12 protein-coding genes are annotated in these 14,624 nt (G+C 47.7%); 2 read left to right on the top strand and 10 right to left on the bottom strand.

Translation table 11 applies throughout. The annotated features are described in order from the left end of the window. Nucleotides 1-12 precede the first annotated feature (12 nt). The 9 genes from NIA71_RS16685 to NIA71_RS16645 all read right to left on the bottom strand — a co-directional run bounded on the left by NIA71_RS16685 (nucleotide 13) and on the right by NIA71_RS16645 (nucleotide 12,183). On the bottom strand, nucleotides 13-1,425 hold the full coding sequence (locus NIA71_RS16685) for an amidohydrolase (RefSeq protein ID WP_148398411.1): 1,413 nt from the start codon (nucleotides 1,423-1,425) through the stop codon (nucleotides 13-15). Nucleotides 1,426-1,626: 201 nt separating this feature from the next. Then, a complete protein-coding gene (locus NIA71_RS16680) occupies nucleotides 1,627-2,856 on the bottom strand; it encodes a Zn-dependent hydrolase (protein WP_148398413.1) in 1,230 nt (409 codons plus the stop codon). Between the two features lie 197 nt (nucleotides 2,857-3,053). Beyond that, the gene (locus tag NIA71_RS16675) at nucleotides 3,054-4,532 is read right to left on the bottom strand and encodes a sigma-54 interaction domain-containing protein (RefSeq protein WP_253021011.1); all 1,479 of its coding nucleotides are present in this window, start codon (nucleotides 4,530-4,532) and stop codon (nucleotides 3,054-3,056) included. Nucleotides 4,533-4,657: 125 nt separating this feature from the next. Beyond that, nucleotides 4,658-5,911 (bottom strand): NAD-dependent dihydropyrimidine dehydrogenase subunit PreA, encoded by a 1,254-nt coding sequence (preA, locus tag NIA71_RS16670; RefSeq protein WP_148398417.1) that lies wholly within the window; start codon nucleotides 5,909-5,911, stop codon nucleotides 4,658-4,660. 1 nt (nucleotide 5,912) lies between these two features. Continuing rightward, nucleotides 5,913-7,178: an FAD-dependent oxidoreductase gene (locus NIA71_RS16665; RefSeq protein ID WP_148398419.1), complete on the bottom strand. Its 1,266-nt coding sequence runs from the start codon at nucleotides 7,176-7,178 to the stop codon at nucleotides 5,913-5,915. Nucleotides 7,179-7,329: 151 nt separating this feature from the next. Then, a complete protein-coding gene (locus tag NIA71_RS16660) occupies nucleotides 7,330-8,607 on the bottom strand; it encodes a Zn-dependent hydrolase (RefSeq protein ID WP_148398421.1) in 1,278 nt (425 codons plus the stop codon). Nucleotides 8,608-8,728: 121 nt separating this feature from the next. After that, nucleotides 8,729-9,838, bottom strand: coding sequence for a nitronate monooxygenase (locus tag NIA71_RS16655; RefSeq protein WP_148398423.1), 1,110 nt, complete (start codon nucleotides 9,836-9,838; stop codon nucleotides 8,729-8,731). Then, nucleotides 9,838-10,863 carry a LacI family DNA-binding transcriptional regulator gene (locus NIA71_RS16650; RefSeq protein WP_253021010.1) on the bottom strand — a complete coding sequence of 342 codons (1,026 nt, stop codon included), beginning with the start codon at nucleotides 10,861-10,863 and terminating at the stop codon, nucleotides 9,838-9,840. Before NIA71_RS16650 ends, NIA71_RS16655 begins: the two co-directional genes overlap by 1 nt. Before the next feature lie 432 nt (nucleotides 10,864-11,295). Next, nucleotides 11,296-12,183 (bottom strand): NAD(P)/FAD-dependent oxidoreductase, encoded by an 888-nt coding sequence (locus tag NIA71_RS16645; protein WP_253021009.1) that lies wholly within the window; start codon nucleotides 12,181-12,183, stop codon nucleotides 11,296-11,298. Between the two features lie 134 nt (nucleotides 12,184-12,317). Between NIA71_RS16645 and NIA71_RS16640 the strand changes: the two genes are divergently transcribed. Beyond that, a complete protein-coding gene (locus NIA71_RS16640; RefSeq protein WP_253021008.1) occupies nucleotides 12,318-12,737 on the top strand; it encodes a MarR family winged helix-turn-helix transcriptional regulator in 420 nt (139 codons plus the stop codon). A gap of 80 nt (nucleotides 12,738-12,817) precedes the next feature. Continuing rightward, nucleotides 12,818-14,188, top strand: a complete 1,371-nt coding sequence (locus NIA71_RS16635) for an MATE family efflux transporter (RefSeq protein ID WP_253021007.1) — start codon at nucleotides 12,818-12,820, stop codon at nucleotides 14,186-14,188. Nucleotides 14,189-14,244: 56 nt separating this feature from the next. On the opposite strand, the gene NIA71_RS16630 is transcribed toward NIA71_RS16635, so the two are convergent. After that, entirely contained in the window at nucleotides 14,245-14,610 is a 366-nt protein-coding gene (locus tag NIA71_RS16630; RefSeq protein WP_253021006.1) for a PepSY domain-containing protein, read from the bottom strand. Nucleotides 14,611-14,624: the final 14 nt, after the last annotated feature.

Genomic DNA, 14,624 nt, shown 5'->3' with positions numbered 1-14,624 from the left:
CTCCTTTCTATTTTATCTATATTTTGCCATAACGTCTTCATTGAGATGGATCGGCGGTTCATAATCATCCGGCAGCAGACATTTATAAGTACGCCCTTCCATCCTTTCATCAAATTCCGCCTTCGCTCTGCTCAGCAGATCAGGATCGCACAGCAGATCGGCCGCTGATAAGGAAATAACCTTGGCCGCGGTGTCCATGCTCTTTTGCCCCATGGTATCCGCCGCGCATCTGGCAACGCCCCAGTGATGCCATCCGCAGTTTTCCATGCCCATCGCGATCCACGGCGAAGCATAGGGAGCATTCCAGCTGAATTCCGAAGTATCGCAGACAACCGTATATCCGCCTTCAAATGGGGAAATTTCTTTCGGCAGTCCGGTTTCCGGCGCCCCCAGTTCTCTTTGAATCGCCTTGGCCTTTTCATGTTCTTCTTCGGTAAAGGCCGGCGGACCGACCAACTGCATATTCTTATGTACCGCTTCTGCCAGCGCCTTATTGGGGATTTTGTGGTGAGTAGCGGTAATCAGCTCGGTTTCCACTTCTGTTTCTGTTGCCAGCGCCGCGCCTTCCGCGCACTTGGTAATCCGGCCCAGGGCGTTCTGCGCATCTTCTGTAGTGATGAACCTGCCAATATACCAGGCAGTAGTCACATCTGGGACAACGCTTGGGAATTCCGGACCAGTATTGGTCAGTGTATAGTTGATGGTATTGGCCGCATCCGGCGGGCATCCTGGATAGATGTGTTCCCGCATCAACTCCACGCCATGAGCCTGAAGCATGGCCGCATCCAGAGCGCTTCTTCCATGCCACGGAGAGTTGCCATGGGAAGTTCTCCCCTTAAAATGATATTTCACGCTGAAATACGCGCAGCAGCTGTCATAATTGGCCTTGGTGTAGGACCATGGATGCCAGTCCAGAAAAGCATCAAATCCCTCAAAGCAGCCGGCCTTTCCCATGAAAGGTTTTCCTAAGCACAGCTCTTCGGCGGGAGTTCCCAGGACTTTGACAGTTCCGCCAAGACCGAATTCCTCCATTGCATTTTTGATGGCAATAGCTGCTTTTGCGCCTCCTGCTCCCAGCAGATTGTGGCCGCAGCCCTGTCCCGGTGCGCCTTCAACAACCGGCTCCTTAGTCAGAGGTTCCGCCTTCTGGGAAAGTCCTGGAAGAGCATCATATTCCGCATTGATGCCAATCACGGGACGGCCTTCTCCATAAGATGCGATGAAAGCAGTAGGCATGCCCGCAGCGCCCCTCTCCACCTGGAATCCGTTTTCCTCCAGCAGGTCCATCAGCACAGCCGATGACTTGAATTCCTGCATGGACAGTTCCGGTGTATTCCAGATTTTCTGTTCCGCTTCATAGAAGCGTTCTGTGTTCTCTTCGTTCCATTTGATCAAAAAATCTTTGATCTTATTTAATTCACTCACTTGACGACTCCTTTCTTTTTCAATTCACACCCATATATAACCGCAATATATGTGCCAAATACGATCGGTGCAGTTTTCAGATTCTTGAGAATTGACAGAAAACCAATGGCTTGAGGATTTTATAAAAAGCGGGCAGCCTCAAAAAATACCGTAAACTTTTATCATTTTTAAGTCAGAATCGACTTTTTAAGTCATGATGACTTAAATCGTTTCCTTGTCCAATTTAACCAGGACGTCGGCAGTCAGTTCCGTTCCCGCCACTAAATCTTCCCACTTGGTGTTCTCCTGAGGACAGTGGCTCATTCCTTTGATGCTGGGGACGAAGATCATTCCCGTGGGGATGATTTCACTGATAAATACGGCGTCATGGCCGGCCCCTGAAATAATCCGCATAGCGGGCAGATTCTTTTCGTTGGCCGCTTCTTCCACGCAGCCAACAATCGTCTCATTAAAGACGGCCGGTTTAGCCCGCCAGTATTGCTCGATTTGAACGGAAACACCAAATTCATCACAAGTCTTCTGGATAATATCTTTCGTCTGCTGTTCCAGTTCTGCCATACCCTCATCGGTGTGGTAGCGCAGGTCAATACTGAAGTATACGGTTCCCGGAACGATATTCTTGCTGGCCGGCTGAGCATTTATGATGCCGTTTGTAATGACAGCCGGTTCTCCAAAGTCAATGCAGTTCTTGCGAATGCGGGAAATGGCTTCTGCGGCGGCGACCAATGCATCCTTTCTATGGGACATGGGCGTTGTTCCTGCATGGTTTGCTTCTCCGGAAATGGTTATGTCAAGTCCAGTGATTCCCAGTGCACCGGTTACGATTCCGCACGAAAGGCCCTTGGCATCCAAAACCGGTCCTTGTTCAATATGGGGCTCCAAATAAGCTTTGGCCTTTGTCAGTCGGTTTTCTTTCTCTCCCTGATAACCGATTCGCTTCAGTTCATCTTCATAGCGAACCCCCTCTGTATCTTCCCGGTCGTATACCCACTGAGGATCAAACACACCTGCGTTTACCCCGCTGGCTAGCATAGGCGGAACAAATCTTGCGCCTTCCTCATTGGTCCAATCAGCAAGAATTAAATCACTGTCCAGCTCAAGACCGCTTTCTTTGATGGAGAGGATGGCTTCCAATCCGGCCATGACGCCGAAAAATCCGTCGTATTTCCCTCCGTTGGGCTGAGTATCCATATGGGAGCCCACGCAGATTGGCAGCGCCTTTTCATCCGTTCCCTTCATCACGCCGTATACGGTTCCCATATCGTCGATGCGCACCGACATTCCAGCTTCCTCCATCCATGAGACTAATAAATCGCGCGCCTCACGATCGGCATCCGACAGGGCAAGCCTCATCATTCCCTCCTCCTCGGTTACAGCTATTGCGTTAATTCGATCCATTCGCTGTCTAAGTCTCTCCTCGTTTATTCGCATTGTTTTAAGTCTCTCCTTTCCAAATTTGATATTTGCCCCCTATATTCCGCAACATCCATGCCAGGTTGCATTTGGAAAACGCGGCAGTATTCTGAAAATACGAAAAAATAAAGGCTAGAAAGAATTAAAAAAGAACCGTGCTAAAGGTTTGAATTCCTTCAGGCGGCCCCATATAAGTCTAAATCGAATTACGCGATTCAGCCTTGACTTTCCTTTATGTACTTTTTAATTCTGCGATAGGCCGTCGACTGGCTTATGCCCAGGACCTCAGCTACTTTATAACTGCTCTTATAGCGCTCGTAAGCTTTAATAATGATATCCTTTTCCACCTCTTCCACTGTTTTATTGAGGGCATCTTTTCTGCCGTCTTCCTGGCTGCGTTCATCCTGATCCAGGGCCAGCACCCAGCCGGATTCATTGGTCACGACCAATCGTTCAATATAATTTTCAAGTTCGCGCACATTGCCTTTCCAATCGTGATTCATGATAAAATTCATGGTTTCTTCGTCCAACTTCATCTTTTTATTATACTTTTTCATGTACATGTCCAGGAAATGCTGAGTGATCACGCCCAAATCATCCCGTCTTTCCCGCAGCGGCGGAATGTAAATGGGGATGACATTGATTCGGTAATAGAGATCGGATCGAAAGGTTCCCCGTTCCACTTCCAACTCCAAAGCCCGGTTACTGGCAGCAATGATTCTGGTATCGATGGGAATTTCTCTGGTACCCCCTACCCGGGTCAATTTTTTGGTCTGCAAAAAATGAAGGATTTTAACCTGGAGCATCAAAGGCAGCTCACTAATTTCGTCGAGAAACAGCGTTCCGCCGTCGCTCAGCTCGATCAGTCCCGGCTTTCCTTTTTTATCAGCTCCAGTGAATGCTCCGCTCTCGTAGCCGAATAGCTCTGACTCCAGGAGGTTTTCCGGTATGGCTCCGCAGTTGATGCTGACCATCCGTTTTACGGAGCGATTGCTGGTTTCATGGATATAGGAGGCCAGCACGCCTTTGCCCACACCGGTTTCTCCGGTTATCAGCACATTGGATTCCGTGTTTTTAATCACATCCGCCAATCCCAGAACCTCTTTCATGGCTTTGCTCTCAGCGATGATTTCTTTTTTCTCTACCTTCTGTTTTTCGCACTTTTCTTTGCCTCGCATATATCGGGTCAAAGAATTCATCTCGTCCAGCTTGACCGCATTGGTAACAACCCGGAAGAGCGTACCATTTTCATCAAATACCGGTACGCCGGTCACGGCCATACGCTTTACATCACGGATATCCTGCAGTACAGAAATCGGCCGCTTTTCCTTGAGGGTCAGCAAACACACAGAAGGCCGGAAAATCCCGTCCCCATCCAGGTCAGCCACGTTTTTGCCCAAGACTTCATGCCGGTTCATTTTCACCATTTTCTCATAAGATTTATTAACCCTGAGGCATTCGCCGTCTGCATCGCAGACAAAGAAACTGTTGGGAGATTCTTCAAAAATGAGGTTCAACTCTTTGCTCGACTGAAAGATGACCTCCAGTGCGGCTAGCAGCTCGTCCTCTGTCTGAGGGCTCTTTTTCATCCTGGAAGTCTCGTACTGGGCAATTCCCACGTTTTCCAGCGCTTTCATGTAAAGCTCCACTTTGGCTTTGATTTTTTCAAACAAGCTTTGATCCATATGTTCCATAATCGTATCTCCTTTGGGTCCCATGCTAAACGAGGATCCTATTTTTGTCAAGAACCACAGCCAAAAACAGGAAAACACCTCCGGAGAGGTGTAATCCCGTTGTGTATGGTAACTTTGTGTGAAGATTACTCGTAGTGATGTTTGAGAGTGATATCCGCCGGTTTTCTGCCGTCTTTCCACTTGATTTCTCCCGGTGTAATACATTCCTGAACCGGGCATACGTTGATACACAGGTGGCATCCTACGCAGTTGTCGTTCAGTTCGGGTCTTCTTTTCTCTTCATTCCAGTCAATGGCCTGATGAGCGCCGTCATAACAGGAGATATAACATCTGCCGCAGCCAATGCATTTATCTTCATTGAAATCAGGCAGGATTTTGAAGTCACGGTTCAGCTCTTCCGCAGGGATGATATTCGGCAGTGCGCAGCCGATAAATTCATCCAGTTTATTGTAACCCCTCTCGTCCATAAAGTGCATGAGGCCGCTCGCCATATCTTCAACAATCCGATATCCGTACTGCATGATGGCAGTGGTAACCTGAACGTTTCTGCATCCCAAAGCCAGGAATTCAGCCGCGTCTCTCCAGGTTTCAATACCTCCGATTCCAGAAATCTCCAGATCTTTCAACTTTTCATTCTGGAGCATTTGAGCGATGAATCTGAGCGCGATGGGCTTAACAGCTGCGCCGGAGTAGCCGGAAATCGAAGACTTTCCATTTACAACAGGCATTGCCGTCATATTCTCAAAGTCAATGTTGGTAATCGACTTGATGGTATTGATCGCCGATACAGAGGCCGCTCCGCCTTCAATAGCTGCGATTGCAGGTTCTTCCATGTTCTTGCAGTTGGGTGTCATCTTGGCGATGAAGGGGATTTTTGTAGTCTCGGAAACCGCTTTGGAATAAGATCTTACCAGTTCAAGATTGGTTCCTACGTCAGAACCCATATCGTGGCTGGTCATCTGCGGGCAGGAGAAGTTTCCTTCGATTAAATCCGCTTCCGCCTGTTCCGCCATCTTAGCCAAATCTCTCCATTCCTGTTCGTTGCTTCCCATGATGGAAGCAACCATGATTTTTTCCGGATAAGCTCTCTTGAGCTTACGCATATTCTCAAAGTTCAATTCAGTAGGCTTGTCGGAAATCTGCTCCATGTTTTTAAAGCCGACCCATGGTAGGCCCTCTTTATTCACATTGTCAAATCTGGGGGAGCATTCGTCAGCAACGAAGATACCTACGGTCTTATAAAACACGCCGCCCCAGCCTGCTTCAAAACTCTTTGCAACCATCTCGTAATTACTTCCAACCGGTGAGCTTGAAAGGAAGAACGGATTTTCGCATTCAACACCTAAATAGTTTATAGATAAATCTTTTTTAACTGCCATCCTACTTCACTCCTTTCTTCTCAAGATATGCAATCATAGAGGCTGCGGCATCTTTTCCCGCCGCTACTGCTTCTACAACTGTCTTGCCGCCGTTTACAATGTCTCCGGCCGCAAAATACTTGTCGGCGCTGGTAATGCCGTCCTCGCCGGCATCAATCGTGCCTTTTTCCGTAACTTTGACAGGAGCGATCTTCGTCATATCCTGTGGACCCTGGCCGGTTGCAAATACAATGGTATCCGCGGAAACCTGCATCTGAGCCGCATCGTCTCTGAATCCTTTGAATACGGCAGTTTCAACTTTGCCGTTTCCTTTTACCGCTGCCGGCGCCATACCGGTGGTAATACCGATACCCAACTCCAGCGCGTACTGGAATTCCGACATATTGCCGGGAGCCTCTTCCAGTGTTCTTCTGTAAACGATCTTCACATCGTCCGCTCCCAGAAGTTTTGCGGTTACGGCGCAGTCAACCGTAACATCGCCGCCGCCTACAACGACGACTTTCTTTCCCGGATCGAAGCCTTCGCCCTTGGTTCTGGCTTCCTTCAGGAAATCAGCTGCCGCGTAAACGCCTTTCAGGTCTTTTCCTTCGATATCCGGAATCCGGATGCCCCACAAACCGGCACCGATGAATACGGCATCATAATCTGCAACATCTGCTTCTTTTACTTCTTTTCCAAATTCAAACTTAACACCCAGACCTTCTACCTGTGCGATATCGTGGTCAACGACAGCCTGAGGCAGTCTGCTGGGAACGATTCCGTATGTAAGCACGCCGCCGGCCTTGGCTTCTCTTTCCAGGATTGTCACCTGATATCCGGCTTTGGCCAGTTCTGCGGCACAGGCCAGAGATGCTGGTCCTGCTCCTACGCAGGCAACCTTTGCCGCCTTCTTTTCATCAGGCGCATTCAGTATTTTCATACCGAACGTCTTTTCTTGATCAATGGCATATCTCTGCAGCTTTCCGATTTCAATCGGTCTGTCGATGCCGCATCTCGAGCAAGCTTCCTCGCAAAGCTTGTCATATGGGCAAACTCTTGCGCAGGTTCCGCCTAAAACATTGTTTTCTCGAATCGTTTCAGCTGCGCCTTTGACGTTTCTGAATCTGATCGAGCGAATGAACTTTGCAGGGTCAGTTCCTGCCGGGCAGCTCTGGCTGCATGGTGCGTCGTGACACAACAGGCATCTTGCGGCTTCTTCCATAGCGGTTCTATGGCTAAATCCACAAACAGCTTCTGCGGTGTACTTTGCTTCTACTACTTTACTCAATTTACATTCCTCCTTACCGCGTCGCTTCTTTCCTTTTGGAAAAAAAGCTGCATCATCAAATGGCTTTTAGGGTCAGTGAAAATGCAGCTTATCCATTCAGGGGAGCTTGACAAAAGCTCCCTCCATTATCCTCTGTAGTGACGAATCGTCACTATTCAAAGTCTTCGTCCGCTTTCAGAATCGCATTCAGCAGTACGGTAGCGCCGCTGGTGCAGTGTTCTGGTTTTGCGTATTCCGGTTCGCAATGGGACAGTCCGTCTTTTGTCTGGATGAAAATCATCGTTGTCGGCAGCATATATGCTACGAACTGTGCATCATGGCCTGCGCCGGAATGGATCATCTGATGGGAAATGTCTGCATCTTCAGCTGCAGATTTTACATAGCCGACCAATTTTTCGTTCCAATAAACGGTGTCGCGCTTCCAATTTTCTCTGATTTCGCAGTCACAGCCAGCCCATTTCATAGTGGCGATCTTCTTCACGATCTCCATAACCTGCTCGCGGACCTTTGGATCTTCGTGGCGGACATCCAGTGAGAATTCCACTTCGTCCGGGATTACAGTATGTACGCATGGATGGCAGTAGATTTCGCCTGTGGTGTAAACCAGTTCTGGTCTGCCCAGCTTGTCGATCTCATCATGAAGATAGCACAGGGCCTGGGAAGCCGCATAGAGAGCATCATGTCTCTTGCTCATGGGGAAAGTTCCCGCATGAGCCGCAAATCCGGTGAACTTCAGGGAGTAGTTGAACATGCCCAGTACACAGTCAACAACGCCGATATCATTTCCCGCTTCTTCCAGGATCGGTCCCTGTTCAATATGCGCTTCGAAGTTGCACAGATATTTGTCAGGGCTGAGACGATATTTGGCATCGCCTTTATAGCCGGATGCATCCAGAGCTTCGCCGAAGGTTTTGGCGCTGCCTTCATGCTCTTCCATTGCCTTGGATTTCATCATGTTTTCATATTTAAAGTTCTTTGCAATTTCAGGAGGCAGGTAGTCGTTGCATACAATACCGGAAACCATCATCGCCGGCGGATACAGAGAACCTTCTTCGTTAGTCCAGATCATTGCCGTAAGCGGATGTTTGTGGGGAATGTTGTTTTCGGCAACGGTTTCCAAAACTTCCATTGCACTCATTACACCCAGGATACCATCGTAGTTGCCGCCGTTTTTAACGGAATCCACATGGGAACCAGTTACAATTCTCTTGGCGCCCGGATCGGTTCCCGGCAGAGTCGCATAAATGTTGGCCACATCATCAATTTCGATTTCCGCGCCGATGGCCTTCATTCTTTTGATGAACTCTTCTCTTGCCAGTTTCGCTTCCGGTGACAGCGAATATCTAGTAATTCCACCGTGTCCGGCATCACCATATTTACTGAATGTCTTGATTTTATCAGTCATTCTGTCCAAACTACAAGTATACATAATCTTCGTCCTCCTTTTTATATTTAAAAAAATTAGTTACCATACCTTCACAATGCAACAAGTTTCTGTAACCGGTTACATTTAATAATATACCATATTTTCAGAAAATTGCAAGAGTTTTTTACCAATCCAATTTTAATTTTTTTGCCGGACAGATACAGGTACACAAACCGCAGCCGGTGCAAAGCTCCTGATCTACACAAATTTGATCGTCTTTTTTGGAAATCGCGTGATACATGCACGCATGGATACAGATGCCGCAATCAGCCGTACACGGCACGCTGATAGCAGTGCTGGTCGCCGGCTCGATTTTGATCTCATCAAATGATTTGAGATTTCGCAGCGCTTTTCCTTTTATTCTGGAAATGTTGCCGATCTTCTTTTCCTCCAACCACTGATTGAGACCGGTTATGATTTTGGTCAGGGCCTCGGGGCCGTTGATCATCACGGCTGTTCCCACCTGCACGGCGGATGCTCCCAACATGATGTATTCCAAAGCATTGCGGTAATCCGTAATGCCGCCGATACCGCAGATAGGAATATCTACCGTCTGGGCGATGGTGGCTACGGAAGCCAGCCCCAGAGGGCGAATCGGCCCTCCCGAATATCCGCCATATGTAGCCAGAGATGGTTTTCCCGTTTCAATATCCACGCTGAGAATGCAGCGAATGGTATTGATGGCGCTGACGCCGCTGGCACCTGCGTTTTTAGCGGCTTTGGCTACCGCGGAGATATTGGTTGTATTCTGGGAAAGCTTGACGATTACCGGCAATTTTACGTTGGATACAACCTCCTTGGTCATTTCAAAAACGGTTTCCGGATGGGAAGCCATGACTTCCAAAGATTCCCACATAGGATTGGATACGCTGATTTCAATGGCATCGGCTCCGAACTTTTCCATTTTTGTAGCCAAATAGGCCAGTTCCGACGGCGTATGGGCGGAAATGCTGGCGATCACCACGCCGCCGCCGCTCTTTGCGATCTCCATTTCCCGTTCCCAGCCTTCAATTTGTATATCGCTGTAAAGTCTTATATTTTGAGCTCCCATGCCATCGTAAGCAATCCGTGGTCGTACATCCAGCAGGGTATCGCTGACTACGCTCTCTGTCACCACAGCCCCCGCTCCTGCTTTGATCAGGCGGCGAATGCTTTCACCATCCCTGCTCCAGGGACCCGCCGCTGCCATAATCGGATTTTCCATTCTCAGACCTAAAAATTCTGTCTTCATCATTAAAACATTTCTCCAATTCTTTCTTTATGGCCGCTGGACTTTCGAATCTTCAGCTTAGACTGAAGCAGGATCGTCTTCGGCTCCGTCTCTGGTTCCTCTTCGCCTTCTATAATATCAAATAGCAGACGCGCACCGTATACTCCCATTTTATGCAGCGGTACTTCTACGGTAGTCAGCTTTGGTTCTACCAGATTTGACATTCTAACATTGTCAAAACCCATTACTGCCATATCATCGGGAATCTTGAGGCCTTTATCTTTAATAGCATCCATGGCACCAAAGGCGATATAGTCGCTGCTGGCAAAAATCGCTCTCGGGGGATCGGCAAGTTCTGCCAGTTTTTTCGCCCCAAGGTAACCGCCTTCGATGGTGTTTTCTACCTCCCGCAGATAGTCCCGGACAAAGGGCAGTTCCGCTTCCTTGAGCGCTTGCTTATATCCGGCCATTTTATACTCATTCTCGATCTGAGGTTCGGTCCCATAAAGCATAGCTATTTTTTCATGACCGCTTTCCAGCAGATGGTTCACTGCTTTTTTTGCTGACTGTTTGCAGTCGATGCTTACCACGTGCAGCCCCAGACTATTTTTATGCTCTCCGATGAGCACCACCGGAATTTTTTGTTCCTGCACCAGCTGAAAGTCTTTTTTTTCCAAAGAAGAACAAATAAAGATGATGCCGTCTACCCTTCTTTTTATCAGCTGATCCAGATATCGTTTTTCTTTGGCTGCATCGTGCTCCACGTTGCACATTAAGGCGATATATTCCTTTTGATGCGCCACATCCTCTACACCTTTAGCGATCTCCATATGTACGGAATTCAATATATGGGGTATCATAAGGCCGATGGTCCCAGTCTTATTAAAATTCAGGCCCCGTGCGAACCAGTTGGGTGTATATTCTGTCTCCGCAATGATCTTTTCGATTTTTTCTCTGGTCTTCGGCGCCACGTTTTCCGGGTGATTCAGTACCCGGGAAACCGTCGCCACAGAAACACCAGCCTGTTTTGCAATATGTCTGATATTCATAGCGCCCTCTTCAATCATTAATATTTTGTCCAATTCAATCATACGCTGCGCGGCCTGACCGGGCCGGCACCGTACATGTCAGTCCTCACCTTTTCAGAAGGCTTATCTGGTGCTCATTTTCAGTTTTCCGTTTTTTTGGTTCCTATATAATTCGGCACCGCCCTTGAAGCTCTCATCTCCTTATGACAAAAAGGCCTGGACACCGCCAAGCCTCTACATTTCGAATCTCTGCCTGTCAGAATCCCAGTAAAAAGATCCCGCTCTTGCAGAATGAAAGCAGTTTCGGTCTCATCTCGGCGGCTATCATCCGAATATTCTTCTCTAAAATGCTCACCCACATATATTTTCAGAATATTACTACTATAATTATCGCACTTTATGAAACCGTTTTCAACATTAAACTTTGTTTTTTTTAAGTTTTTTTGTGACTAGTTACATCTTTAATAGCTCGTCTGCCGCTCCCAACGCTGCCACAGCTCCGTCAGCAGCAGCAGTCACAATCTGCCGTACCCCTTTGGTTCTCAAATCCCCTGCTATAAAAACACCCGGCACATTAGTACGACAATCTTCTCCAGCAATTACATAGCCTTCCTGAGTCAATTCCACCTGTCCTTCCAAAAAACTGCTGTCAGCTTCATATCCAATGGCAACAAAAACCGCACTGGTCCGTAGGATCTCCCCATTATCCAGCACCGCTTCTTCAACAACCGTTTCGCCTTGAATCTCAGCTACATTGACACCATACATCACCGATATATTGTCTTTTTTCTCCACTCCGGATTTGAGCGTTTCTTCTCCATTTAAACTGTCCTTGCGGCAGACAATGGTAATATGATTGCAGTAGGCTGCCATATACAGGGCATCTTCCATAGCCGTATTACCTCCGCCCACCACGACCACATCCTTATCGGTGAAAAAGCGCCCGTCGCAGATGGCGCAGTAGGAAACGCCTTTTCCAGCCAGCTCATCTTCACCTGGGCAGCCCAGCTTTCTCCTCTTGAGTCCGGCCGCGATAATCAGTTTTTGTGCCTGATATTGATTGGCTCCCGTCTCTATGATTTTATGCTCCGCATCGATTTTTTTAACTTCTTCCAGTTTGATTACGCCGCCCAAAGAGGTCAGCTGCTCATACATTTTTTCCGCAAAATCCGGCCCTGTTACCGATGGTACGGCGGGATAATTTTCAATCTCCGCCGAAAGAATGGTCTGTCCGCCAAAGGAAGCTTTATCGAATATCAAAGTTTTCAATCCCGAGCGAATCGCATAAATGCCTGCGGAAAGCCCGGCTGGTCCCGCACCTATAATAATCACATCATACATTGTTTTTTCCTCCTCATTCATCCCTTGTGTTTTTTATTATACCCATTACCAAAAACTTTTAACGTTTTTCTGCCTTGACATTCTAATCGCCTTCTGTTAATATTGTTAGAGTTCTAACAAAGGGAACAAATTTTATGAAAAATATAGGCAAAATGATTCATGTCATTGATGTGAAATTAAAGAGAAAAATCGACCGTCTTGCAGACGAATACAATCTGACGTTAATCCAGTTCATCGCTATGGAGCATATTTTTATAGCCTCCAAAAAGGGGGATGTATTCCAGCGTGATCTGGAAGCGGCATTGGATGTGCGGCGCTCAACTATTTCCAATGTGTTGGGAATTCTGGAGAACAAAGGATACATTCGCCGGGAAAGCGTTGTCTGCGATGCACGGCTGAAAAAATTGGTTCTAACTTCGGCCGGCGAGTCTACCTTCATTGAGTTTGAACAAAGGCTGGCTCAGGATGAAGCACAGGATTTTCAGGTATTTACAGATGACGAGATGGAAACACTGCTGCGTCTTTTAAAACGCTTGTCCGAAACGATTAAATGAATGTACTTGCAGATACATTCATTTTCTTTTCATTGATATAGTTCGATATCTAACTTATTTATAAAGGGGGAATTTTTAAAATGTCTGATGCAACACTTCAACAAACCGAAAATAAAATGGGGATTATGCCCGTTAACAAATTACTGATTACTATGGCTCTGCCCATGATTATTTCCATGTTGGTGCAAGCCCTGTATAATGTAGTGGATAGTATCTTCGTAGCCATGATCAACGAGAACGCTTTGACCGCCGTGTCCCTGGCCTTTCCCATCCAGAATCTGCTCATCGCTGTGGGCAGCGGGGTAGGCGTGGGCATCAATGCACTACTTTCCAGAGCTCTGGGGCAGAGGGATCAGCCGAGAGTCAATAAAGTAGCCATGCAGGGGCTTTTACTCATCGCTATCTGTTATTTGGTGTTTCTGCTCTTTTCCTTTACCGGGGTCAACATCTTCATGAGGGCCCAGACAGATATTGCCCAGATCCTCGATTACGGAAACATCTACCTGCAGATCTGCTGCGCCATGTCCTTCGGGCTCTTCTTTCAGTTCACCTTTGAGCGTCTCCTTCAATCCACCGGACGTACCTTTTATACCATGATCACACAGGGTATCGGTGCTGTTATCAATATCATCCTTGATCCGATCCTGATCTTCGGTCTTTTGGGAATGCCGAAAATGGGAGTGGCCGGGGCTGCTCTAGCTACGGTTTTAGGGCAGATCGCAGCTGCCTGCCTTGCTTTGTTTTTTAATTATAAGAAAAACCATGATGTTACGCTGAGCTTCAGCTGTCTTCGCCCGGACCGGCACATTCTCTTCAGTATCTTGTACATTGGAATTCCGTCTATTTTGATGATGGCTATAAGTTCGGTCATGACCTTCGGCCTCAACAAAATCCTGATTGCGTTCAGTTCCACAGCTGTGGCGGTTTTCGGGGTCTACTTTAAACTTCAAAGCTTTGTCTTCATGCCCATTTTCGGCCTCAACAACGGCATGGTACCCATCGTCGCTTATAATTACGGCGCCGGTAAAGAAGACCGTATTCATCGCACCATTCGCTACGCGGCCTGTTATGCCATCGGCATCATGTGCCTGGGGGTAATCCTCTTTCAGGCTATACCCGGCCCGCTGCTCCATTTGTTCAGCGCGTCTGAGCATATGATGTCCATGGGCATTCCGGCCCTGCGGATCATTTCCATCCATTTTGTATTCGCCGGATTTTCCATCATCGCCAGTTCCGTATGCCAGGCACTGGGGATGAGCGTATACAGTTTGATCGTATCCCTGATCCGCCAGCTGATCGTGCTGCTGCCGGCCGCTTATTTGCTCTCCCTGTCGGGAAATATCAATGCGGTATGGTGGGCCTTCCCCATCGCCGAACTGGTATCCGTCTTATTGTGCGCACTCTTCCTGAAGAAAACATTGGCAAAGGTCAAGCGCTCTCTCCATGGATAGCTCCAAAATAAAAACAGCGGATATGCCGTTCTCCGGCATGCCCGCTGTTTTCTTTTTTACTGATTTACTGCTTCGTCTTCCCAACTGAGGATTTCGCCGGAAACCGCATCGATTTCAAAATCGTATTCCCGGTTGTTATAGACGATTTCACCCTCGTATTCCTGACGGCCATCGTCTTTGTCCAGCTTGAATTTGGTAATATGGGATTCCTTGGCGCCCTCTACTTTCATAAGGGCAATTTCCTTGGCCTTCTGTTCACCGATCAGATTCTGCTGGCTTTCAGAAGTCGCCGCTTGTGTAGTCTGTTCGCTGGAAGGCGGCTGGGTCTGCTGGGCAGCTTTATCGTCGTCTCCGGAAGAGCATCCGGCAATCATCAATACTGCTACAACCGCAGCTAACAGCAATGTAACTTTTTTTCTCATAATTCCATCTCCTC

It is taken from the genome of Ihubacter massiliensis, from assembly GCF_024125305.1.
Classification (GTDB): Bacteria; Bacillota; Clostridia; order Peptostreptococcales; family Anaerovoracaceae; genus Hominibacterium; species Hominibacterium faecale.
This window is presented reverse-complemented; position numbering and strand designations above follow the sequence as displayed.